The organism is Aliidiomarina minuta (assembly GCF_003987145.1).
Lineage (GTDB): Bacteria > Pseudomonadota > Gammaproteobacteria > Enterobacterales > Alteromonadaceae > Aliidiomarina > Aliidiomarina minuta.
The window spans coordinates 58,616-81,895 of sequence record NZ_PIPL01000001.1 but is presented as its reverse complement, the minus strand read 5'-3'; the positions used below and the strand labels follow the sequence as shown (position 1 = coordinate 81,895).

General features: G+C 48.2%; 19 protein-coding genes and 1 tRNA gene. 11 read left to right on the top strand and 9 right to left on the bottom strand.

The annotated features are described in order from the left end of the window. Window positions 1–3: 3 nt before the first annotated feature. Genes CWE09_RS00400 through CWE09_RS00380 form a run of 5 tightly spaced genes read left to right on the top strand, consistent with a single transcriptional unit; the run spans window position 4 to window position 5,907 of the window. Window positions 4–972 carry a DUF58 domain-containing protein gene (locus tag CWE09_RS00400; RefSeq protein ID WP_241974275.1) on the top strand — a complete coding sequence of 323 codons (969 nt, stop codon included), beginning with the start codon at window positions 4–6 and terminating at the stop codon, window positions 970–972. Continuing rightward, on the top strand, window positions 969–1,445 hold the full coding sequence (locus CWE09_RS00395) for a DUF4381 domain-containing protein (RefSeq protein WP_126801934.1): 477 nt from the start codon (window positions 969–971) through the stop codon (window positions 1,443–1,445). The genes CWE09_RS00400 and CWE09_RS00395 overlap by 4 nt, the downstream gene beginning before the upstream one ends. Further along, window positions 1,438–2,427, top strand: a complete 990-nt coding sequence (locus CWE09_RS00390) for a VWA domain-containing protein (RefSeq protein ID WP_157982781.1) — start codon at window positions 1,438–1,440, stop codon at window positions 2,425–2,427. The genes CWE09_RS00395 and CWE09_RS00390 overlap by 8 nt, the downstream gene beginning before the upstream one ends. After that, complete coding sequence (locus tag CWE09_RS00385) at window positions 2,420–4,195, top strand: vWA domain-containing protein (RefSeq protein WP_126801932.1); 1,776 nt, start codon at window positions 2,420–2,422, stop codon at window positions 4,193–4,195. Before CWE09_RS00390 ends, CWE09_RS00385 begins: the two co-directional genes overlap by 8 nt. Beyond that, window positions 4,189–5,907, top strand: a complete 1,719-nt coding sequence (locus CWE09_RS00380; RefSeq protein ID WP_126801931.1) for a BatD family protein — start codon at window positions 4,189–4,191, stop codon at window positions 5,905–5,907. The genes CWE09_RS00385 and CWE09_RS00380 overlap by 7 nt, the downstream gene beginning before the upstream one ends. A 108-nt stretch (window positions 5,908–6,015) precedes the next feature. Here CWE09_RS00380 and CWE09_RS00375 read toward each other — a convergent pair whose 3' ends face one another. The 7 genes from CWE09_RS00375 to tig all read right to left on the bottom strand — a co-directional run bounded on the left by CWE09_RS00375 (window position 6,016) and on the right by tig (window position 14,496). Further along, the gene (locus CWE09_RS00375) at window positions 6,016–7,881 is read right to left on the bottom strand and encodes a SurA N-terminal domain-containing protein (protein ID WP_126801930.1); all 1,866 of its coding nucleotides are present in this window, start codon (window positions 7,879–7,881) and stop codon (window positions 6,016–6,018) included. A gap of 152 nt (window positions 7,882–8,033) precedes the next feature. Next, a tRNA-Asp gene (locus tag CWE09_RS00370) sits at window positions 8,034–8,110 on the bottom strand. Between the two features lie 49 nt (window positions 8,111–8,159). After that, complete coding sequence (gene hupB / locus CWE09_RS00365) at window positions 8,160–8,432, bottom strand: nucleoid-associated protein HU-beta (protein WP_126801929.1); 273 nt, start codon at window positions 8,430–8,432, stop codon at window positions 8,160–8,162. A 247-nt stretch (window positions 8,433–8,679) separates the two neighbouring features. Next, the gene (lon, locus tag CWE09_RS00360) at window positions 8,680–11,049 is read right to left on the bottom strand and encodes an endopeptidase La (RefSeq protein WP_126801928.1); all 2,370 of its coding nucleotides are present in this window, start codon (window positions 11,047–11,049) and stop codon (window positions 8,680–8,682) included. Between the two features lie 133 nt (window positions 11,050–11,182). After that, the gene (gene clpX / locus CWE09_RS00355) at window positions 11,183–12,466 is read right to left on the bottom strand and encodes an ATP-dependent protease ATP-binding subunit ClpX (protein ID WP_126801927.1); all 1,284 of its coding nucleotides are present in this window, start codon (window positions 12,464–12,466) and stop codon (window positions 11,183–11,185) included. 22 nt (window positions 12,467–12,488) lie between these two features. Then, entirely contained in the window at window positions 12,489–13,106 is a 618-nt protein-coding gene (gene clpP / locus CWE09_RS00350) for an ATP-dependent Clp endopeptidase proteolytic subunit ClpP (protein WP_126801926.1), read from the bottom strand. A gap of 82 nt (window positions 13,107–13,188) precedes the next feature. Then, window positions 13,189–14,496, bottom strand: a complete 1,308-nt coding sequence (gene tig / locus CWE09_RS00345) for a trigger factor (protein WP_126801925.1) — start codon at window positions 14,494–14,496, stop codon at window positions 13,189–13,191. 235 nt (window positions 14,497–14,731) lie between these two features. Here tig and CWE09_RS00340 point away from each other — a divergent pair, with 235 nt between their 5' ends. From CWE09_RS00340 to CWE09_RS00315, 6 genes are read left to right on the top strand one after another with little or no spacing between them, the layout of a single operon-like run. Next, complete coding sequence (locus CWE09_RS00340) at window positions 14,732–16,261, top strand: sensor domain-containing diguanylate cyclase (protein ID WP_126801924.1); 1,530 nt, start codon at window positions 14,732–14,734, stop codon at window positions 16,259–16,261. A 25-nt stretch (window positions 16,262–16,286) separates the two neighbouring features. After that, window positions 16,287–17,648, top strand: a complete 1,362-nt coding sequence (locus CWE09_RS00335; RefSeq protein ID WP_126801923.1) for a DUF2868 domain-containing protein — start codon at window positions 16,287–16,289, stop codon at window positions 17,646–17,648. Further along, the gene (locus tag CWE09_RS00330; protein ID WP_126801922.1) at window positions 17,635–19,041 is read left to right on the top strand and encodes a GTPase/DUF3482 domain-containing protein; all 1,407 of its coding nucleotides are present in this window, start codon (window positions 17,635–17,637) and stop codon (window positions 19,039–19,041) included. Before CWE09_RS00335 ends, CWE09_RS00330 begins: the two co-directional genes overlap by 14 nt. A gap of 51 nt (window positions 19,042–19,092) precedes the next feature. Continuing rightward, window positions 19,093–19,821 (top strand): Clp protease/crotonase-like domain-containing protein, encoded by a 729-nt coding sequence (locus CWE09_RS00325; RefSeq protein WP_126801921.1) that lies wholly within the window; start codon window positions 19,093–19,095, stop codon window positions 19,819–19,821. 23 nt (window positions 19,822–19,844) lie between these two features. Continuing rightward, window positions 19,845–20,852, top strand: coding sequence for an amidoligase family protein (locus tag CWE09_RS00320; RefSeq protein ID WP_126801920.1), 1,008 nt, complete (start codon window positions 19,845–19,847; stop codon window positions 20,850–20,852). Next, the gene (locus tag CWE09_RS00315; protein ID WP_126801919.1) at window positions 20,842–21,528 is read left to right on the top strand and encodes a gamma-glutamyl-gamma-aminobutyrate hydrolase family protein; all 687 of its coding nucleotides are present in this window, start codon (window positions 20,842–20,844) and stop codon (window positions 21,526–21,528) included. Before CWE09_RS00320 ends, CWE09_RS00315 begins: the two co-directional genes overlap by 11 nt. Here the strand turns inward: CWE09_RS00315 and CWE09_RS00310 are convergent. Next, window positions 21,484–22,095, bottom strand: coding sequence for a YigZ family protein (locus CWE09_RS00310; RefSeq protein ID WP_126801918.1), 612 nt, complete (start codon window positions 22,093–22,095; stop codon window positions 21,484–21,486). The two genes, CWE09_RS00315 and CWE09_RS00310, sit on opposite strands and share 45 nt — an antisense overlap. Further along, window positions 22,095–23,252: a trans-sulfuration enzyme family protein gene (locus CWE09_RS00305; RefSeq protein ID WP_126801917.1), complete on the bottom strand. Its 1,158-nt coding sequence runs from the start codon at window positions 23,250–23,252 to the stop codon at window positions 22,095–22,097. Before CWE09_RS00305 ends, CWE09_RS00310 begins: the two co-directional genes overlap by 1 nt. Window positions 23,253–23,280 lie beyond the last annotated feature (28 nt).

Below are 23,280 nucleotides of genomic sequence, written 5' to 3'. Positions count from 1 at the left end.
ACTATGAATAAAGCTCTATTCACCCGGCAACAGAGTATTTCTGACTGGCTAAGCATCATGCATAGCCAGGGAGCAACATTAGCTTTGCCCGAGTTGCTCAACTACAGACGTTACCGCACTATGCAAGGAACCCGCAAAAGCAAGGTTCCCGCCCGTGGTCGCGGAGGCGCTTCACTGAGTCGATTTAAAGGCCGGGGCATGGAGTTTGACGAAGTACGTCACTATCAGAATGGTGATGATATTCGTGCTATTGACTGGCGCGTTACGGCTCGCACCGGAAAAACTCATACGAAGCTTTTCCGTGAGGAAAAAGAACGCCCGGTATTTATTATGACTGACTTTAGTCATTCTATGCTTTTTGGTTCCAGCCTGCTGTTTAAATCAGTGCAGGCGGCCCACGTGGCAGCCGCTATTGCCTGGCAATCTGCTTACCGGGGTGACCGTGTCGGCGGGCTTATATTTAACGATGATAAACATCAGGAAGTAAAACCCTTAAGCCGTGATAAAGGTGTTCTTCGTTTCATTCATAGTCTGGTTGAATCACATCAACAGGCTCTGAATTTCTCCAGTCAACCTGTTACACAGACTTTAAATGACAACCTGCAGCGTTTGCAAAAACTGGTTAAAACCGGTGCTGAAGTTTATTTGCTGAGTGATTTTCATGAACTTAATACCCGATCTGTCGAAACCCTGAGGGCATTAAGTATCCATAACAAGGTACAGGCTATTTTATTACAGGACCCCATGGAACAGCAATTGCCAGCCAGCTCCCCGGTTCAGGTCAGCGCCCGGGACGGCGACTTTGAACGTGAGTTCTGGTTAGGTTTAAAAAGTACTAATGACGCATATGCTAAAAAGGCCAGTCAATGGTATAACCAACGCTTGCAGCTGTTAAATCAGGCCAGGATACCCGTATTCACTTTAAGTTCAGCTACCCCTCTTCCATTGCAGTGGCAGGAGATTGGCCGATGAAGTCGATGCAGCTACCATTACACGATATTGTAGAAGCTTCCGAGGTTAGCTGGTGGCCGCTTGCGTGGGGTTGGTGGGCGCTCATTTTACTGTTCCTGAGCACAATTATATTTATTGCTTACTATTGGACAAAGCGCTACCTTCGGCTGCGCGCAAAACGGGCAGCTTTAGTACAGATAAATCATAGCGGCAACAGCTTAAGTGAACTTAATTTATTAACCAAACGCGCTGCTTTAGCTTATTTTCCACGTCAGCAAATAGCTCCTTTACAAGGCCGTGCCTGGTTCGAATTTATGGTTCAGCAAATGCCAGCTAAACGTCAGGCTGCCTTCAGTGCGCAACTGGAAGGCTGGCAGGACGCTCTGTACCGGCCGCAACAAAATCAGGAGATCGAGGCTTACCGCAGCATAATGAAAGAGTGGGTACGTTATGCGTTGCCCCCAGGTCATCCTAAGGAGGCAAAAGGTGTTTGAATTTGCCTGGTGGTGGATTTTATTGCTTTTCCCTTTGCCCTGGCTGGTACGTCATCTTACTCCCGTAGCCAGTAAGCAACGCACCCCTTTACCACTGCCTAATGCCGCTCGCCTGATACAGGCTTCAAACCACCAACTACCGGGATCAGTGCGCTTATGGTTACTGCCTGTTCTGACCTGGCTGGCACTGCTCAGTGCACTGGCTCAACCACAATGGGTCGGCGAGCCGGTGACGCTGCAGGAAGAACGCCGCGAAATCATGATAGCGCTGGATCTGTCAGCCAGCATGCAGGCCGATGATATGACCCTCAATGGCAGACAAGCGACGCGCCTGGAAGCGGCACATCATATTCTGGCAGACTTCATTGAACGCAGAAAAGGAGACCGGGTCGGCCTTATTGTTTACGCTGATAGCGCCTATGTATATGCACCTATTACCCGTGACTTAAATACCGTAGCCCAGCTCGCTCGTGAAGCACAAATTGGTCTGGCAGGGCAACGTACCGCTTTAGGCGACGCTATAGGACTTAGTATTCGTTACTTTACCGAGCGCGAATCAGAAGAACAGGTGGTTCTCATGTTAACTGATGGCATGATAAATACGGGCGTCATTAACGCCGAAGAAGCACTTCATCTTGCCTCCAGTCATGATGTTAAAATTCACACCATAGGTATAGGATCAGAAGAAATGGTGGTAAGGGGTATTTTCGGCGAACGCCGTATCAACCCCAGTGCTGATTTGGATGAAGTATTTCTTAATCAAATTGCCGAAGCCAGTGGAGGTCAGTATTTCCGGGCCAGGAACAGTGCCGAGATGGAACAAATCTATCGTCTTATTGATCAAATAGAACCGATTCAGGACGAAGAAAACTCAATGCGACCGCGCAAAGCTTTATTTCACTGGCCGCTGGCCTTAGCTTTTGTCCTGGCATTACTGCATTTATGCAGTATGACTGTACTTTCAGGAGGGCGACGTGTTTAGCGACTTTCATTTTTTACGGCCGCTGTGGTTGCTGGCGATAGTCGTACTCGTTTTGTTACTACCCTGGTTATCCCGTTACCTGCGTAATAACAGCGGTTGGCAGAAATTCATTGCCCCACATTTATTAACTCAACTGGTTAAGCAGCCAGCTGAGCAGAAATCCCGTAGCCCTATTATTCTTGTGTGCAGTGCATGGATTATAGCCTCGGTTGCTCTCGCCGGCCCTACCTGGGAAAAAACCCTGGTACCACTGCAGCAAACCGACAGAGGCGTCGTCATTGTGATGGATATGAGTTTATCTACTCGCGCATCAGACGTTTCTCCCGACCGGCTGACACGCCTGAAATACAAAGCAATAGACTTACTGGAAAACATTGAGGCGGCTCAGGTTGGGCTTGTTGCTTATGCTGGTGACGCGTTTACCATATCGCCGCTGACTCCTGATGTGAACAACATTCTCACACTGCTACCTGGGTTATCTCCCGAGATCATGCCGGTCGCTGGTAATTACCCTTTGTTAGCCATGCAGGAAGCCGATCGTTTGCTTAAAGACAGCGGTATTCAGCAAGGTGAAATTTACTGGTTATCTGCAGGTATGAGCCGTGATGACATGCAGGAGCTCAATCAGTTCTTCGCTAACAACCAACATCGCCTTTCAGCGTTAACAGCAGGACAAAGTGAAGGTGCCCCCATTCGCCTGCAAAGTGGTGACATGTTGCGTGATAATCAGGGCCGTATCGTCATGGCTCAGCTAAATCCAGATTACTTTAGCCGTGTCACCCGCCAGACAGGGGGTCGCTACAGCCGCTTAAGCGCTGACAACAGAGATATCCAGAGGCTGCTAGAGCAAGGACCTGCCCACGAACAGCTCAGCGACCAGGAGTCCACGGCAGATAGCCACCAATGGCGGGATCTGGGCCCATACCTGGCGTTATTACTATTGCCGCTGGCCCTTATCGTTAGCCGCCGCGGGGTACTCTGGTCAGTGTTACCTTTGCTATTATTACTACCGCCCCCGCTCAAGGCAGCAGAAAATCCGGTTATGCGTTCGCTGCAAAACACGCAGCAACGGGCCCAGGCTCTGTACGAACAAGGCCAGTACGAACCTGCTGCCGAACTTTACCAGGACCCTTTGCGACGTGGTAATGCTTTTTATCGTGCTGGCGAATACGAGACTGCAATACAGGAGTTCTCCAGGGACGACAGTGCCGAAGCCTGGTACAACCGGGGGAACAGCTACGCCCAACTCGGAGACTTAGAACAAGCCAGCGACGCCTATGACCAGGCCTTACAACGTCGCCCTGGCTGGCAACAAGCCGAAGAGAACAAACAGTTAGTTGATGAACTGAAAGAACAACAACCTCCCTCAGAAGGTGAAGGCGAAGACGACGCAGAATCAGATCCCAGTGAAGCGGAAAACCAGGAGCAGGAACAACAGGGTGATAATCAGCACGATGCTCAACAGGATGCGCAAGCCGATACCGATGAAAATGCAACAGAAGAAGCGGAGCCGGGTAACGATGAAGAAGAACAGGCTGAACCGGCACCCTCTGATGATGACCCAGGCATGAGCGAAGAAGAGTTACAGCAAGCTCAGGCTCAGCTAGCGGATGAAGATGACTTATCAGACGAAGAACGTGAGGAACTTGAGCAATTATTGCGTCGCATACCTGATGATCCGGCCACGCTGTTGCGCAATCGTATGCGCATCGAGGCCCAACGTCGCCAGACAGAACAACCCCCTAGAGGAGCACGGCAACAGTGGTAAGAATACTAACATTACTCCTGACATTCAGCCTTTACGGCCTGGCATTTCCGAGCCAGGCTCAGGCCATTAATGTGACCGCGAGTGTGGATAAAAACCCGGTCATTGTGAACGAGTCTTTTACGCTGACTATCGCTGCTAACGATGACTTACCTCAGTCCGCCTTTCGCTCTGCTCCGTTAATGCAGGACTTTGTAGTTGGCGCAACTTCGGTTGACCGCTCTACTCGTCTGATACAAGGACAAATGAGTCGACAGACTCGCTGGCAAGTTACGCTGGTCGCTCGACAAAGCGGTACTTATCAGATCCCCTCCTTTGAAATTGAGGGCAATAGAACGCAAGCTATTGAAATTGAAGTGATAGAACCGTCGGCTGCAGACACTGGTAGCCGGGGCCCAGTTTTTCTGACGGCCGAGGTCGATACTGCATCTCCTTATATTCAACAGCAGATTCGCTACAAGGTTAGCCTGCACATTGCACATCAATTAGAAAGCGGCAGTATCAGCCCCCCATCTCTCGACAATTCAGATATTCAGCAAGTGGGACAGGATCAGGAAAGCCAGCAGATTATTGATGGCCAACGTTACCGGGTGATTACCCGCAATTACATTGTGACACCCCGCCGCAGTGGCTCCTTTGTACTTGAAGGAAGTCGTTTTGACGGTCAGGTCAGAGAGCAACAACCGCGTTCTTTTACCGGGTTCAGCCGTCCACAAAGTGTCACTGTTCTGGCACCAGATATAGAATTGGAAGTAGCACCACAGCCAAGCGGTTATGAAGGCCGCTGGCTACCCAGCCGGCAAGTAGCTATAGAAGACGAATGGGAAGAAGATAAGCAATTAACTCTGGGAGAACCGGTCACCCGTCGCATTACCATTACTGCACAGGGCGTGCATGATGAACAGTTACCAGATATATCGCCTGACTATCCAGCTCAGCTACGTTACTACCCTGAACGCACCGAACGTGAAAGCTATAGCGCCCAGGGCGAGAGAATAGCTCAGGCGAGCTTTCGGGGAGCTATTATTGCCACAGAAGAAGGTAACTTCACCTTACCCGCCATTGAGGTGAACTGGTGGAATACAGAAACTGGTGAGCAGGAAACCGCGCGTATCCCGGAACGTCAGGTTGAAGTCGTTGCACCACCAGGTGGTGTGCCCTCGCCTCGCGCTATGGATATAGAAACATTCAGTAGTGACGCTGCCCCCCTGGACCAGGAAGAGCAACCTACGAATACTACCCCGGCTAACCAGCCACAGCACTGGTGGAGTCCAGCAGCTAGCCTGTTTGCCGCATTGTGGTTTATTACACTACTTTGCTGCATCTGGTTATACCTGCGCCAGCGCACATCTGCTGCAGCAAAACCTGAGAAAGCAGGCTCCGGTCAGGTCCCGGCTCCCAGTCGCAAACCTTTGCAACGCTTAAAACTTGCGTGTAAACAAAACAACGCCCGGGATGCACGTAAGGCCTTGCTCAACTGGGCTAACAGTCGCCATCCAGAGAACCAGTTAAACAACCTGGATAGTCTCGCCAGGCAACTGCAGGATACCGAATTAAACCACCAGATACATATACTGCAACAATGCTTATACAACGGCCGTGAGCTGAATTGGGAGCAAGGAGATAAGTTATGGCAAAGTATCCAACGCCTGCATCACCAGTCCAAACGACAATCTGATGATGCTAAACTACCGCCTCTTTATCCGGCCGATTAGTACTCAGCCGAATAGCACTCAAATATAGAAAGCCAGATAGCGAAACCCAGACACAAAAAAGCCGTAACCCAGGTCAGGTTACGGCTTTTTATTTCCAGCTAATTGTGGTTATAGGTTACGCGAAATACTGGCTTGTTCTTTCAACCCATCTACCAAAGCCTGATAAACTCTTTGTACGGCCTGATTTTGCAGTTGCTGGCGAAGTTGATCCCTTCCCTGCTCAGTCACTTCACCATCTTCAACTGAAGTAACAGCTACAATAGCTACGTCACCGTTGCGCATTTGCACCACATCCGCAGATACTTCTCCTTCCTGAGGAGGCGGCAAGCGGAACAGAGTGCGCTGCATATCAGAAGGTAATTCAGCATTACCCCGTGCCAGATTTTCAAACTCAGTCATGCTCAGCGCAGCTGGCATCTCTCCCGCCCGATACTGTTCCAGCAACTGGTTGGCAAAGCGAGTCGCCTCTTCCTGAGCTTTTCGCAAAGTCAGAGTCTCCACGATACTATCTCGGACTTCCGCCAGAGGCATTACCGTGGCAGGTTCATAATCACTCGCTCGCACTACCAGACTGCGTTGCTCAAGCTCTATCAATTCACTGTTCAGCTCATACTCGGTCACATCCTCGGAGAATGCTTCGCGCAACAACTCTGGACTACTAAATTCCTCGTTACCCTGACGTGATAACCAGTCACTTTCCTGAATGCTCAAGCCCAGCGCTTCTGCAGCAGGCTCCAGGCTTTCTGGCATTTCAAAACTAATTCGTGCCAGTTCCTGTTGCTGTCTGAAGTACTCTGTATCCGCACGCTCATGACGCAGGTTTTCAATAATATGGTCACGTGCTTCGGCAAAGCTTTCCTGCTCAGATTCCTGTAAGTGAGTTAGCTTGACCAGGTGGAAACCAAAATCAGAACGAACTACATCAGAAACCTGACCTTCTTCAGTAAGCGCAAAACCAGCATCTTCAATGTCCGGATCCAGGCTATCGCGCTCTAATTGTCCGAGATCGCCACCTTCAGCGCCGCTAAAAGTATCGTCAGAATAGGTGCTGGCAAGCTCAGCAAAATCTTCGCCGTCAGCGATGCGCTCAGCAAGACTTTGAATACGCTCCTGTGCAGCTTCCTCATCATCACCGAATTCAATCAGAATATGAGCAATTTCACGACGTTCTGGCTGCGTGAAACGTGCAGGATTTTCTTCGTAATATTGACGCGCTTCGTCTTCACTCACCTCAATCGACTGCATGATTTCATTAAAATCAAGCTCGACATAAGCAAGACGTACCCGTTCTTCACGCTCGTAATTTTCCTGATTATCATAGTAATAATCTTCAATGCTTTGCTCAGTTAGCTCTACATCATCTTTATAACTATCTACAGGAATACGAATATACTCGCCACTGCGACGTTGATTCTGAAGTCGTTGATATTGTGTTATTTCGTCAGGCAGAACAAACTCGCTGGTTACCAGACCACTCATTAACATGGTGCGGCCTAACTCACCTTCCAGGTAGTTACGAAACTCGGCCGGCTCAAAACCAGCGTTCATCAACAGGGCCACATAACGGTCGTTATCAAATTGCCCGCCAATCTGAAATTCAGGCATAGCTCGAATAGTGTCGCGAATGCTGTCCGGACCTGGACGAAAACCGAGATCCCGCGCCAGTTGAGTGGCCAGCTTCTCCTCGATCAAACGCTCAAGAACACCTTGTCGAAACTCGCGCATATAATTTTCATCGGCTGCCAGAGTATCGAAGAAATCCCCCATCTGGTCTTCCATTCGGGCGCGTTCGTTCTGGTACGCACGATCAAAGTCCATGCGTGAGATTTTGCTGCCATTCACTTCAGCAACATGATCCTCGGCGCCGCCACCCAGATAACCACTTACCCCTGTTAAAGCAAAGGTAAGAATAATTAGAAAAAGGATTATCTTTGCTACTGGTCCTTTAGAACCTTCACGTATCCTGTCGAGCATAGTCACATCTCTTTGTCAGTTCGCTTCACTCTGTGGTGAATACTCAAAACGGCTATAAAAAAAGCGCATCGGTGAGGATGCGCTTTTCACTTCGCCACCGCGCCAGATAATAACATATTACCGTAGCTTAGTGATATTTTAGCTAACAAAAATGGCGGAGTGGACGGGACTTGAACCCGCGACCTCCGGCGTGACAGGCCGGCATTCTAACCAACTGAACTACCACTCCAAACTAAAGGCACCCGCAGGTGCCTCTAATCTATAACACTTTTTATTGCTTAATTAACCGCGTCTTTCAGCGCTTTACCAGCTTTAAAAGAAGGTACCTTAGCTGCAGAAATCTGAATCGTTTCACCAGTCTGCGGGTTACGTCCAGTGCGCGCTGAGCGCTCACGAACGCTGAAAGTGCCGAAACCAACCAGAGCTACCTGGTCATCACTTTTTAGTGCTTCTGTTACTGCATCGATCATTGAGTCCAAAGCGCGACCTGCAGCGGCTTTTGAGAGTTCAGCATCGGCTGCGATTTTGTCAATAAGCTGAGACTTGTTCACAGTATCATCCCCTTACATTGTTATTATGGAGTTCCATGGAACCCATTAGATGGGCCAGAAAAGTTTATAACAAGGTTATACCTTTAGTTCAAGTGTATAAACATTCTTTACTAAAGATTCCTAAAAGTCCTCTGTACCTTGCTATGCAAGGGTTTGAGTAACTTTCTTAAGGCTATCACAGTCGCCGCGTATGAAAAGCCTTTTTCATCATTTTTAACAACTTTTTCGATAAACAGCGGCGTTGTGCTTAGTTTTTCTTCGTTTTTTTCTTGCCAGAGCCCTTTGTAACCGGGTTTTTCTCCAGAGCAAGCTGTAAAACATCATCTATCCATTGCACCGGGTGAATCTCCAGATCAGCCTTAATATTGTCCGGGATTTCTTTCAAATCACGTTCATTTTCTTTCGGAATCAATACTTTCTTAATCCCTCCCCGATGCGCAGCCAGCAGTTTTTCTTTCAATCCACCAATTGCCAGTACTTCACCACGCAGTGTAATTTCACCCGTCATCGCTACATCAGACAATACAGGATTGCTGGTAAGTGACGACACCAGAGCAGTCACCATGGCGATACCAGCACTAGGACCATCTTTTGGAGTTGCCCCCTCAGGTACATGCACATGCACATCGCGTTTTTCATAAAAGTCTTCTGCGATACCCAGTACTTCTGAGCGACTGCGCACCACTGTCATGGCCGTATTAATCGACTCTTTCATGACATCGCCTAAAGAGCCGGTAAAGGTCATCTTGCCCTTGCCAGGCACGTTATTGGCTTCAATAGTCAGTAACTCGCCACCCACCTGAGTCCAGGCCAGTCCAGTCACCTGACCAATCTGGTTTTTCTCTTCTGCTTTACCAAAGTCAAAACGCTGAACACCCAGATAGTCATCCAAATCGGCAGCACTGATGGTGATTGATTTGATCGACTTATCCAGCAGAATGTTACGCACTGCTTTACGACAAAGCTTGGATATTTCCCGCTCGAGATTACGCACACCGGCTTCGCGAGTATAATGGCGAATGATTCCAGTAATAGCGTCATCCTGAATCGTCAGCTCGTTTTTACGTAAGCCATTGCGCTCCATTTGCTTCTCCAGCAAATGTCGCTTAGCAATATTCAGTTTTTCATCTTCGGTATACCCCGACAAACGAATAACTTCCATACGGTCCAGCAGAGGCGCTGGAATGTTCATGCTGTTTGAAGTGGCCACGAACATCACATCAGACAAGTCATAGTCAACTTCCATGTAATGGTCGTTGAAGTTGCTATTCTGCTCTGGGTCGAGTACCTCCAACAGAGCCGATGCAGGATCGCCACGCATGTCCGACGAAATTTTATCGATTTCATCTAGCAGGAAAAGCGGGTTACGCACCCCGACTTTAGCCATTTTTTGAATCAGCTTACCAGGCATCGAACCTATATAGGTACGGCGATGGCCTCTGATTTCAGCTTCGTCTCTGACACCACCCAGCGCCATGCGTACATATTTACGCCCGGTCGCCTTAGCTATTGATTGACCCAGAGAGGTCTTTCCTACACCAGGAGGCCCAACCAGACATAAAATAGGCCCTTTTACTTTACTGGTACGCTGTTGCACTGCAAGGTATTCAACAATGCGTTCCTTGACCTTCTCGAGACCATAATGATCAGAATCCAATACCTGCTCAGCTTTTGCTAAATCTTTTTTCACCCGCGAGCGTTTTGTCCATGGAATACTGGTCATCCAGTCAATGTAACCACGTACTACCGTAGCTTCCGCCGACATCGGTGACATCATCTTCAGCTTCTGCAGTTCTGCTTTAGTTTTGTCCCGAGCTTCCTCTGGCATCTGAGCGTCTTCAATTTTTTGCTCTAAAGCTTCAAATTCGTCAACTCCGTCTTCACCTTCGCCAAGCTCTTTCTGAATCGCTTTCATCTGCTCGTTCAGATAATACTCGCGCTGGCTCTTCTCCATTTGCTGCTTAACCCGGCTACGAATTTTCTTCTCCACCTGGAGAATATCAATTTCGCCTTCCATCAACGCCATCAGGTACTCAATGCGATCACGCACATTAATCACTTCCAGCGCTTTTTGTTTGTCACCGAGTTTCAGTGGCATATGCGCAGCCATGGTATCAGCCAGACGATCAGCGTCTTCTATGCCCTGCAATGAAGTAATCACTTCAGGTGGGATCTTTTTGTTCAGCTTGACGTAACCTTCAAACTGATTCATTGCCGAGCGCACCAGAACTTCTTCTTCTTTCTCAGCTAACGCCTCAACACCTAAACGTTCTACTTCAGCACGGAAAAAATCATCTTCTTCGTCCTGATACGTCGTAATCTGCGCCCGTTGATTACCCTCTACCAAAACCTTAACAGTGCCATCCGGCAATTTAAGCATTTGCAGGATAGTGGCCAACGTACCCACATCGTAGATATCGCCTACTTCAGGTTCATCGACACTGGCATCTTTCTGGGCTACTAAAAATATCTGTTTATCCTTATCCATAGCTGCATCAAGGCAGCGAATAGATTTCTCTCTACCCACGAATAAGGGAATAACCATATGAGGATATACCACCACATCACGCAGTGGTAACACAGGAATGCTTAAGCGCTCGCCGCTTTTATCTGTCATCGTTTTCTCCATGTCGGCGCCAAATTAATCTTTACTGTGTTAAATATGAGGCCTGGCCGATAAAGTTCAATAGCAAGCGTAAAAAAAGGGCCTCAAATGGCCCTTTTTATTCACGACTGCTCAGTAATTCTACTTACTCACCAGAAGCCTGCGCATCTTTCTTGTTATTACCGTAAATCAAAATAGGATCAGATTCACCTTTAATAACAGTCTCATCAATCACCACTTTGGTCACATCATCCTGTGACGGCAAATCATACATAGTGCCCAGCAGTATATCTTCGACAATAGAGCGTAAGCCTCGGGCACCGGTATTACGGGCAAGAGCTTTACCAGCTATCGCCTTCAACGCATCCTCACGGAACTCCAGTTCTACATTTTCCATCGCGAACAATGCAGAATACTGTTTCGTCAGTGAGTTTTTCGGCTCCCGTAAAATCTGCACCAGAGCTTCTTCATCAAGCTCTGTCAGGCTGGCCACTACCGGTAGACGCCCGATAAACTCAGGTATAAGACCATATTTAATCAAATCCCCAGGTTCTACATGCGCCAGCACATCAGCATCCTGGCGTGCATTTTTATTCTTCACCTGAGCACCAAAACCTATGCCGGTGCCAACAGCAAGACGCTGCTCGATAACTTTATCCAGGCCAGAGAATGCACCGCCACAAACAAACAGAATTTTCGAAGTATCTACCTGCAAAAATTCCTGCTGCGGATGCTTACGTCCACCCTGCGGAGGAACTGAGGCGATAGTACCCTCAATCAGCTTAAGCAAAGCTTGCTGCACGCCTTCGCCCGACACATCACGGGTAATCGACGGGTTATCCGATTTACGCGATATTTTGTCTATTTCATCGATGTAGACTATGCCACGCTCAGCTTTCTTCGGATCGTAGTCGCATTTTTGTAGCAACTTCTGAATAATGTTTTCAACATCTTCACCTACATAACCGGCTTCGGTTAGTGTAGTTGCGTCTGCCATAGTAAAAGGCACATCCAGAAAGCGAGCAAGGGTTTCTGCTAACAGCGTTTTACCACTACCAGTAGGACCGATCAGCAAAATATTGCTTTTACTTAACTCTACGTCCTCGTAGATACCTGAATTGACCAGCCGCTTATAATGGTTATACACCGCAACCGATAGCACCCGTTTGGCGCGATCCTGGCCAATCACGTATTCATCCAGATGATTGCGAATATCGTGCGGTGTAGGAACATCATCCTCTTCCCGCTGTGGAGAAATTTCTTTAATTTCCTCACGCAGGATATCGTTACAAAGCTCTACACACTCATCACAGATGAATACAGATGGCCCGGCGATTAACTTACGAACCTCATGCTGGCTTTTGCCACAAAAGGTGCAGTAAAGAGATTTACCGTCTTTATCGCTGTCGCCTCTGGTTTTATCTGTCATTTAACTCTCCAGCACTACTAAATTATTTATCACCACGATGGGTCAGAACTGAATCTACGATACCATATTCAACCGCATCCTGTGCACTCATAAAGTTGTCACGATCGGTGTCTTTAGCAACCCGTTCGATGTCCTGCCCTGAATGCTCAGCAAGGATTCTGTTCAACTTATCTTTAATATATAGGATCTCACGTGCATGAATTTCAATGTCAGAAGCCTGGCCCTGAAAACCACCCAGCGGTTGATGAATCATAACTCGTGAGTTGGGCAAACAATAACGCTTGCCTTTGGTGCCCGCATTTAACAGGAACGCGCCCATGCTAGCGGCCTGCCCCATGCAGACTGTGCTCACATCATTTTTAATAAATTGCATGGTGTCATAAATGGCCATACCAGCAGTGACTGAGCCACCTGGTGAATTAATATACAGATAAATATCTTTTTCCGGGTTCTCGGACTCCAGAAACAGCATTTGTGCCACGATCAGGTTGGCCATGTGCTCTTCAACCTGTCCACACATGAAAATAACGCCTTCTTTGAGCAGGCGTGAGTAGATGTCAAACGAGCGCTCACCTTTGGAGGTTTGCTCCACAACCATTGGTACTAAAGCTGCCATCGGATCTGGTGTCGAATTTTGCATATAAAGAAAAACTCCTTAAAAAAATGGCTCGGGTGAACCCACCCGAGCCATTAAACCAATTCCCAGCAAATTGAGCAAATGCTTATTGCTGAGGAGGATTCATCACTTCGTCAAACTGCATAGGTTTGTCGCTAACTTTAGCTTTTTCAAGAATCAGTTCAATTGCCTGTTCTTCCAATGCCATGTTGCGAACCTGCTGCATCATCTGTTCGTTGGTTTTGTAGTACTCGATCACTTCCTGCGGGTCTTCGTAAGCAGAAGCTGTCATGTCGATAATTTCTTTCACTTTCTCATCATCAACTTTAAGTTCATTGCTACGAATTACTTCACCTAACAGGATACCAATCTGAGCACGCTCTTTAGCCTGCTCTTCAAACAGTTCTGCAGGTAACTCAGGCATGTTTTGAGCATTATCACCAAAGCGCTGCAGCGCTTGCTGGCGTAAAGCTTCAACTTCCTGCTCTTTCATAGCAGCTGGTACATCAATATCATCATTGGCGGCTAATAAGCCTTTGATTACCTGTTGTTTGACTTTGTTTTTAACTGCAGACTTAAGTTCACGTTCCATATTTTTCTGAACTTCATCACGCAGCGCCTGAACACCACCTTCTTTGATGCCGAACTGTTCTACAAATTCGTCAGTCAGTTCAGGTAATTCCTGTTCTTCTACCTTTTTGATAGTCAGCGCGAACTCAGCTTTTTTACCTTTCAGGTTTTCAGCATGGTAGTCATCCGGAAAATTGACTTCAATGGTTTTTTCTTCACCAGTTTTCAGACCCTGAACACCTTCTTCAAAACCTGGAATCATACGACCCTGACCCATTTCAAGTGCAAAATCTTCAGCTTTGCCGCCTTCAAATTCTTCACCGTCAATGCTGCCAACGAAATCCAGAGTTACACGGTCGCCTTCTTTTTTAGCTTTCCGCTTCACTTCTTTCCAGCCGGCATGTTGTTTACGCAGAGTGTCGATCATTTTATCGACATCCTGTTCAGTCACTTCAACAACAGGTTTTTCTACTTCCACTTTTTCCAGATCTTTAAGTTCGACTTCTGGGTACACCTCAAAAATAGCGGTGAACTCGAGGTCTTTACCTTTCTCATCAACCTTAGGCTCAAACTTCGGAGTGCCCGCCGGATTGATTTTTTCCTGCATCATGGCTTCAATATAGTGCTGCTGCATGGCTTTCACCGCAACATCCTGACGAATAGCCGCGCCAAAGCGCTTTTCAATAACACTCACAGGAACTTTGCCAGGGCGGAAACCGTCCAGACGGGCACGACGCGCTTCCTGCTGCACTTGTTTTTTCACTTCATTGTCGATGACTTCAGCCGGCACAGAAATAGTGGCGCGGCGCTCTAAACCTTGTGTTGTTTCTACGGAAACCTGCATTGCTATTCTACCTCAGCATCACTTGGATGGCGGCTCATCGGATCATCGTTAATGAGCTCACGTTAAAAATTGACGCGGCATTATAGCCAGCCAGACCTCTGTAGTCGAGAACCCTGTGCAACTTTTCTGTGCTAAACATCATAATTGACATTTATCGGTAGCCGCGTAGATTTAAGACCATAGTATAAAAGTTAATAAAATAATAACAATTCACACGCTTTTAAAAGGAATATACATGCTCCTGGTTAGTGACTATCAGGTTTTACTCGAACGCCTCCCCATAGGCCTTATCTACCAATGTCACCGTGCTGGGAAACAGTTTTCAGCTACTACGGCAAATCAGGCGGCTTACAAATTATTATCTCTGAATGGGCAGCAGGATCTACAAACCCAGCTCAATAAAATCGAGTTTGAAATGGACCCCGAGCTTTCATCGTCAGCCAAAAAGATATGCCTTGATGCTACGCTTATCAAGCAAGCTATGAACGGAGACTACATAAACCGACGAGACCTGATGGTTGACTCCCGCCCTTTGCACCTGCAAAGCGAAATCATACCTACAGCCGATGGTGAATGGCGATTACTCTGTATTCAGCCCCGTGATCACCGCCTCTTTGTACAAGCCTCAGAGACCGGAGATATTTTAAATGCAGAAATATCTCTGCGCGATACCCTGGCATTCGATAAACTTATTTCCAGGTTATCCACGCAATTTATTAATACTTCGCAAAAAGATGTCGAACCGCGCATTAACGAAACCTTAGCAGCCCTTGGCGAATTTTGTCAGGCCGACCGTACGTACATATTCCAGTTTAATAACCAGCTTAATAAACAAAGCAACACTCACGAGTGGGTTCGTGAAGGTATTACCCAGCATATCGACGAACTACAGAATCTGACGGAAAACATACTCCCCTGGTTCTTTAAGCACATTCGGCAGGAAGGCATTTTTGTTATCCACGACGTCGATAAAATCCCCGAGGCAGGAGCCAGTGAACAAGCCCTTTTCCGGCTGGAAGATATTCAGTCTGTGATTTGCGTGGCTATGTATGCAGCTGGACAGCTTATCGGTTTTGTTGGCTGCGATATGGTGGCCCGCCAGCGCCAGTGGAGCGAAGCTGATATCCGGCGCATAAAACTGGTCGGTGAAATGATAGCCAATGCGCTGCAAAGCCAGCGCTACCTCGAGTCCCTGGAACAAACCCGGCAAGAGTTAATGTCAGTCAATCAACGGTTGCAACACCTGGCCCAAAAAGATGCCTTGACCGGCCTCGCCAACCGCCGCCACTTTGATAATACACTCGATATGGAGCTGCGTCGTGCGAAACGCCAGCGCCTCCCTTTAAGTCTGGCGTTGCTGGATATAGACATGTTTAAAGCGTACAACGATCATTATGGCCATCCTACCGGAGACGCGGCGTTAAAAAGCCTGAGCCTTTTACTGCAAAAGCATTTTCAACGCAGTGGTGAACTGGTTGGACGTTACGGCGGAGAAGAGTTCGCAATCATTTTGCCTGGCCGCACAATCGAGCAGGCAGCAAAGGACTTTGCACAACTGCAAACTAAATTAGCAGAACAGGCCATCACTCATCCATGTTCCACAATTACCAATTCACTGACCATTAGCGTTGGCATCTGCGCCTTGCCCTTAGAAAACGATGTGAAACAAATAACCACTACCAGGTTAATCGCAAATGCTGATCAGGCGTTATATCAGGCTAAGAAAGAAGGCCGCAATCGTGTTATAACACGCCCTATAGAATAGCTTTTTAGAAAAGGCCGTGAACAGAATGGCAGACTCCGCATTTCAAAAGCACTGGACTATTGAAGTTATCCGTCAACGAGAAGTTCACTGGGGCCCTTGTGCGGATAGCCGCGCCCTCAATAAAGCACGTCAACAAGCAGGTTTTGCCGATAAAATATACACACGGGCCCTCTCGTTAGCTGAAGAACATGAATTAATTCAGCCAATGCAGTTCTTCTCCACCTTGAAAACCCTGCTTCTTAGTTTATTAATTTTATTCGCTGTTTTTGCCGGCATAAGTCTGGGCAATACGGTGCTAACCCGAAGTGATACAGCGATAAGCTTACTGGATGCTCTTATCATCCTGCTATCGCTTAACTTTCTGACGTTGCTGATCTGGTGTATTAGCATGCTGACCTCCAGCAATACGACACAAGGTGTTGGTGGCATTCTGTTCCGGCTGGCAAATGGGCTGGTTCGCAGCAGCAGATTATCCGCGGTCAGTCAGGCATTTATCAGCCTGTGTCATCGTCAACAGCTGTTAAAACCCGGTTTTTCCAGTATTAGCCACGCCTTCTGGGCGGTACTGCTTGGGTCGGCCCTGCTCATACTCTGGTTACGCTTTATAGGACAGGAGTATCAATTCACCTGGCAAACTACACTGCTCAGTGAAAGCGCAGTCAACCAGTTGATTCAGATTCTGAATACCTTGCCCGCATTATTCAACATTGAAGCCCCTTCAGCAGAGCTGTTACGAACGCAGCAGAGTTTTGAGCTGCACCGTCAAAGCGCCACCTGGCTATTGGCCTGCCTGGCGCTTTATGGTCTGCTGCCCAGGCTAATACTACTCAGCGCCAGTGAGAGCATTCGACACTTGCGTAAGCGGCGTTTAGAACTGGATCACCAACTACCGGGCATAGCAGAGCTGAAAGCCCGGCTTAGTTATGAACCGGCCCAGGTCGTTGACCCGGCACCCCGAAACATTCCAGCACCCGCAGGTAGACAAAAACTAGCTCAACACTCAGGTGGCCAGGCGTTATTACTTGCTCTTGAACACGAAATCCCCAGCATAAAAGATTTACCTGACCATGTGGGTAATCTGGGGATGATCGCCAGTGGCGCGCAAAGACAGGAGCTTATTCAAAAGCTTACTGCAGGAAATGTAAAAAAAGTATTGGTGGTAGTAGACGCCCGCCTTTCACCTGATCGTGGCAGCATACGTTTCATCGCTGAAATCAGTAGCTACTGCCCCACCGCAATCTGGCTTAATCATTCGCAACTACGTCCTGAACGCAGTCAGTCATGGAGCGAGCAGCTTCAGCAAAGACTGCAGCTGGAGGTCTACTCACAGGAGCAACAGGCTCTACATTGGGTAACCAACGGAGGTGATACTCATGCAACCACATGAAGCACTTACTATCGCTGTCGTAGGCCATACCAACGTAGGCAAAACTTCGCTGTTGCGAACCTTGTTACATGATACTGAATTTGGTCAGGTGGCAAGCAATCCGAGCACCACTCAGGATGTCTCCAGTGCCAGTCTCAAACTGGCCAGCGGAGAGCAGTTAAAGCTCTTTGATACACCAGGACTGGAAGATGGTATTGGTCTCTATGATTACCTGCAACAACTGCAAAATGAAAATACGCGGCACGACGGTCCCCAGCAAATGCAACGTTTTCTGGATAGCCCCGAGGCAAAACAAAGCTTTGAGCAGGAAGCCAAAGTTATCCGCCAGTTACTAAAAAGTCATGCCGCATTTTATGTCATTGATGTGCGCGACCCTGTATTACCTAAATTTCAGGATGAACTCAGTATAATGACTCGTTGTGGTCGTCCGTTACTGCCTGTTCTTAACTTCACCGCCAGTGCCGAGAATCATAGCCATGCCTGGCAACAAGCGCTGGCGAACGTTAATCTGCACGCCTGGGTGGAGTTCGACAGCATAGCGCCACCGGAAGGTGGTGAAGAACAAATCTTTCGTCAGCTGCAAGCCTTGCTGCCTGGTCAACAAGCATTACTACAGGCTTTTATTGCTGAACATAAAGACACGCAGGCCCGACAACAGCAGCAGGCAAATATGCTTATAGCGGAATTACTGATGGACTGCGCTGCCTATCGCCGTCGCGTTGCAAGCACTGACAAGAGTGATATGCAATCCGCAATTACTGCTATGCAGGACGACACACGAAAACGTGAGCACGCTTGTGTACAGGGGCTTTTGCGCCTCTTTCATTTCCGCCCTGATGACGCAACTTTTGACCAGTTAGCCGTTCGTCAGGGGCGCTGGCAAGACGATCTTTTTCACCCGCAGACATTACGACGTTTTGGTATTAAAGCCAGCAAAGGTACTGCGGCAGGTGCGGCCGCCGGCGCTGGTATCGATCTGCTTTTTGTTGGCACTACTTTAGGTGCAGGCACTGCTTTAGGAGCCGCCGCAGGCGGCCTGTGGCAAACCTGGAAAGGTTACGGGCAACGACTACAGGATAAATTCAGGGGCTTTCACCTGCTTTCTGTAGATGACCGTATTTTACATCTTTTGGCACAACGCCAGAAGCAACTTGTCCAGCTGCTGAGGCAGCGAGGTCACGCAGCTATCCAGACGTTGCAAATACAGGTGCCAGAAAGCCAGGAGAAACAACAAAAGCAGTTGTCGGCAGAATTAGAACAAGCTCGTGCCCACCCTGAATGGTCTGCTTTAAATCAGCAAATTTTTGAGGACAGTATGGAGCGTCAGCTGCAACTAAAGTCGTTAAGCCAGAAACTTGTACAGCAGTTCAGTATTGACAAGTCCACAGAATAACGAGAAGTTAGCAAGCAGCAGTTTGCTGTTCACAATAAAAAGGTTCTCCCTATGGATAAAGCTGGTGATAAACGTACTCCCCTCCTGTGTGCTGGCTTTGTCGCGGCTTTTCTCTCTGCCTGCAGTTCAGGTTCCTACGACGATACTCCAGCGAGCCAGTTACATATTGATGGCGAATCTATTTTTCTCAATGGCCCTGTTACAAACGAAGTGGTGCAGCAACTGCGTGAGTTGAGCGCTGAGCACACTTTCACCCGTATCCAGGTTGACAGCCCCGGCGGCGACCCGCTGGCAGCTATCCAGATCGGTGGCTGGATACATCGTCAACAACTCGATATTTCTGTCAAAAATGAATGTCTGCACAGCTGCGCAAATTACCTTTTCACCGCGGCAGCAAACAAAGAAGTGCAGCCAGGTGCTGTAGTCGCCTGGTCGGGGGGTGCACTTGAAGAAAGCTGGACTCAACAGTGGCAAAGTTATTTAATTCCTGGAGTTCAGCATATTGTCGAGCAATACCTGGATCGCTTTTTACGCCGTGAAATTCGATTCTTTGAACGCATCGGCGTTGATCAACGCATCACGGTTTATGGATACGATGAACACTTAGGTTGTATGCAGGAAGGCATTCAGGGGTTTTATTATTCAGTGCCTGACTTACTTGCGATGGGAGTCTCCCGGGTACAGGTACCAGGTTCCTCCTGGCGCCAGGCCTTTTCCGACTATGGCGAGCAATTTTGTAAAGTTGAGCTAAGCTCTCGCCCAGAAGTTATTAAAATTTAACAAATTTATTAGCGAGGCATTGTATGTCAAAGCAATCTGAGCAAATTGCTATGCCAGAAGTATTGCTAAATATGGACAAGCAACCAAGACGTATCGGCGTTGAACTTGAAATGAGCGGGTTGTCCATTGACCAGCTGGCCGCCGAAGTTGCCGACTATCTGAACCTTAAGGTAGAACGCAGCAGCAGATATCAATATACCCTTACCGGCGATAAAGCTGGCGACTGGATTGTTGAGCTGGATTTTCAGCTGTTGAAAAAGATGGGCAAAGAAAAACGCGAGTCAGGAGATATCGGCAACGATATAGAAAGCCTGCTGAAGCTATTTTCAAAACCCCTTGTACCACACGAACTCGTCAGTCCTCCTATCGAAATGCAGCGACTGGATGAAGTGCAGGAACTTATTGATAAACTCCGCAAAGCCGGTGCTAAAGGGACTTCGGAAAGCGTGCTTAATGCTTTTAGTATGCAGCTTAATCCGGAAGTCCCGAATCTTGAAGCAGCGACTCTGACTAATTACCTCAAAGCTTTTCTCTGCCTTTACGACTGGTTATACGAAGAAGCTTCGATCAACATGACCCGACGCATCACCACTTATGTCGATCCTTTCCCCAGAAAATACGTGATGAAAGTGCTGGCCGCTGATTATCAACCGGATCAGAAAGCGTTAATTATCGATTATCTTAAAGATAGTCCAACCCGTAACAGGGCACTGGACTTATTACCTTTGTTTTCCTTTATTGATGACGACCTGGTACGTGAATATACTCAGGACCCACTAATCAAGTCGAGACCCGCCTTCCATTACCGTCTTCCTAACTGCGAGATACACCTGCCTGACTGGGGAGTTCATTTAGCCTGGAATGGCTGGTTACAGGTAGAAGCACTGGCCAACGATGAACAACGTCTGCAGGAATGTTGTGCCGCCTATTTAAAATGGCTTCAGTCTCCACTCTGGAAGCGCTGGCTAACCCCAACAAAACGAGACTGGCGAAAACAAATACGAAGCAATTGGTTAACTGATGCCAAATAAACCCGTTATAGCTATTACCGGCCCTGCCCGGGGAGCCCTCCTGCCACGTTTTTGCGTAGCAACTATTGTGCGTTGGTATGGAGCTCAACCATTGCAATTGCGCCCTGGCGATAATATCAGCCGTCTTGATTACCAGGGGGTTGTGATTACCGGGGGCCACGACATAGATCCGGTGCTGTATGCTGCCGAACAAGAAGTCAAACCCAAACATGATAAGCAACGGGACGAATTTGAAAGCGCGGTTATTGAATACGCACTGGAACATAAAATGCCATTACTGGGTATTTGTCGAGGGGCTCAGCTATTAAATGTGCAACTCGGTGGAAACTTATTTCAGGAGCTACGCAGTCGACGTGAGAAGACTTCTAACCGTTGGACATCGTTACCTTTAAAAACCCTGAAGGTTGAGGCGCGTACTCAACTGGAGAAGCATCTCGGCTGTCGACAGTGCCGTATCAATAGCTTACATAACCAGGGTATTGATAAGGTGGGTCAGCGAATGATCATCAGCGGTCGGGATCTTGACGGTATCGTACAGGCTATCGAAGCTCCGGAGGAAGAGTTCCTGATTGGAGTGCAATGGCATCCGGAATTTTTACTCTTATTACGCCGTCAACGGCGCCTGTTTCAGTCACTCATTCAGGCCGTCCGCAAACAACTGAAAAGCAATTCCTGAACCCAGGCAGAATTGCTCCAGGCTTTTTAGTTTGGCGTTGGGTACAGCTACCGTTAACTGCACAGACTCCGAATAGTCGACTTTTTGAAGTTCTCCCCCCTCAGTATGCAACCAATGGCGCAGCAGTTGTTCAAGTGAGAAGTCCATATTAAGAATACAGACAGTAACCGGCTGCTCGGTTTTTAACGGTAATTCAGACAATACCTTCTCAGTGGCCCCTGCATAAGCCCGCACCAGTCCCCCAGCGCCCAACTTAACCCCGCCAAAGTAGCGAATCACTACCACCACCAGGTTACCAATACCTTTGTGTTGCATCACACTCAAAATAGGTTTGCCAGCCGTACCTGAGGGTTCGCCATCGTCATTCATAGCGGCACTGGTAGCAGACTGTGGGTTACCAATCACATAAGCCCAGCAATGATGACCCGCGTCAGGGTATTCCCGGCGAGCCTCAGCAAGTAACTGTAGCGCCTCATCGCGGCTGGTTACCGGCGCTGCCCAGGCAATAAAGCGGCTTTTCTTAATAACCAGCTCACGGGATAAGCGCTGTGCAGGCACTGGGAACATTAATGATGCGCGTATTCGAGAGCGGATTTAAGATCAGCAAGCAAGTCTTCGGCGCTTTCGATACCTGTCGACAAACGCAACAAGTCATCAGGCACCGGGCTTCCTGCCCCTTCAACGCTGGCGCGATGCTCAATCAAACTCTCCACACCACCAAGCGAAGTAGCCCGTTTCCACAGTTGGGTTTCAGCTGCCGTTGTTATAGCGGCCTGTTCTCCCCCCTCAACCTGAATAGACAACATACCGCCAAAACCTCCTGGCATTTGCCGACAGGCGATCTCGTGACCGGGAAAATCGGTCAGCCCCGGATACCAGACCCGCTTTACCTGAGGCAACTGTTGCAGTTGTTGCGCCAGCCACAGTGCATTATTACTGGATTCCCGCACCCGGATAAATAAAGTCCGCATGCCCCTCAATAATTGCGTAGCGTCCTGTGGGCTAAGCACCGCGCCGCCATGTTTGCGCAGGCTTCTTATGCGTTGCCAGAAGTCATCCTGACGCTTGGTCACTAACGCACCAGCAATCACATCTGAGTGGCCGTTCAGATACTTAGTGGCTGAATGCATAACGATATCAGCCCCCAATGTCAGCGGCTTACTGAGCACTGGCGTTGCACAGGTAGAGTCGACGGCCAATAAAATATTGTCAGCTTTTGCTAAACTGACAATCGCTTCAATGTCGCTCACAGTCCATAAAGGATTACCCGGCGTTTCCAGCCAAATCAGGCGTGTCTGTTGAGGCTGAATGGCGGCTTCCACAGCTTTCAAATCAGTGGTGTCTACCAATTCGACCAATAAACCCCATTCACGGGCAAACCCCAGCAGCCAGTTTCGTAAAGACCAATACATAACTTTTGGCGCTATTACATGGTCACCTGGTTTAAGTGCCTGAAATACTGCAACTGCGGCAGCCATTCCCGAGCTGAAAAGTAACGACTCAGCGCCTTCTTCAAGTTCTGTTAACAGCGCTTCAACCGGTTTATAAGTTGGATTATCATCCCGCGAATAGACATTACCGGAGGTATACTGATTATCAGCATCTCGTTGGTAGGTGGTTGCGCTATAGGTGGGTAAAACCAAAGATTTAGTGCCTTGATCAATAAGGCCCAGAGCCTGTGCGGACGTTGTCTGCACAGACCAGTTATTACTTCTTGTGGTCATGCCAGTTCCTAATTCAATTCCCCAGTTG

Excerpts from the sequence above, each read along its gene's own strand:
- CWE09_RS00335 (WP_126801923.1), top strand. The coding sequence starts at position 16,287 with ATGGCAGACTCCGCATTTCAAAAGCACTGGACTATTGAAGTTATCCGT.
- CWE09_RS00305 (WP_126801917.1), bottom strand. The coding sequence starts at position 23,252 with ATGACCACAAGAAGTAATAACTGGTCTGTGCAGACAACGTCCGCACAG.
- lon (WP_126801928.1), bottom strand. The coding sequence starts at position 11,049 with ATGACAGATAAAAGCGGCGAGCGCTTAAGCATTCCTGTGTTACCACTG.
- CWE09_RS00320 (WP_126801920.1), top strand. The coding sequence starts at position 19,845 with ATGTCAAAGCAATCTGAGCAAATTGCTATGCCAGAAGTATTGCTAAAT.
- CWE09_RS00325 (WP_126801921.1), top strand. The coding sequence starts at position 19,093 with ATGGATAAAGCTGGTGATAAACGTACTCCCCTCCTGTGTGCTGGCTTT.
- CWE09_RS00395 (WP_126801934.1), top strand. The coding sequence starts at position 969 with ATGAAGTCGATGCAGCTACCATTACACGATATTGTAGAAGCTTCCGAG.
- clpX (WP_126801927.1), bottom strand. The coding sequence starts at position 12,466 with ATGACAGATAAAACCAGAGGCGACAGCGATAAAGACGGTAAATCTCTT.
- CWE09_RS00375 (WP_126801930.1), bottom strand. The coding sequence starts at position 7,881 with ATGCTCGACAGGATACGTGAAGGTTCTAAAGGACCAGTAGCAAAGATA.
- CWE09_RS00340 (WP_126801924.1), top strand. The coding sequence starts at position 14,732 with ATGCTCCTGGTTAGTGACTATCAGGTTTTACTCGAACGCCTCCCCATA.
- clpP (WP_126801926.1), bottom strand. The coding sequence starts at position 13,106 with ATGCAAAATTCGACACCAGATCCGATGGCAGCTTTAGTACCAATGGTT.
- CWE09_RS00400 (WP_241974275.1), top strand. The coding sequence starts at position 4 with ATGAATAAAGCTCTATTCACCCGGCAACAGAGTATTTCTGACTGGCTA.
- tig (WP_126801925.1), bottom strand. The coding sequence starts at position 14,496 with ATGCAGGTTTCCGTAGAAACAACACAAGGTTTAGAGCGCCGCGCCACT.
- CWE09_RS00330 (WP_126801922.1), top strand. The coding sequence starts at position 17,635 with ATGCAACCACATGAAGCACTTACTATCGCTGTCGTAGGCCATACCAAC.
- CWE09_RS00310 (WP_126801918.1), bottom strand. The coding sequence starts at position 22,095 with ATGTTCCCAGTGCCTGCACAGCGCTTATCCCGTGAGCTGGTTATTAAG.
- CWE09_RS00315 (WP_126801919.1), top strand. The coding sequence starts at position 20,842 with ATGCCAAATAAACCCGTTATAGCTATTACCGGCCCTGCCCGGGGAGCC.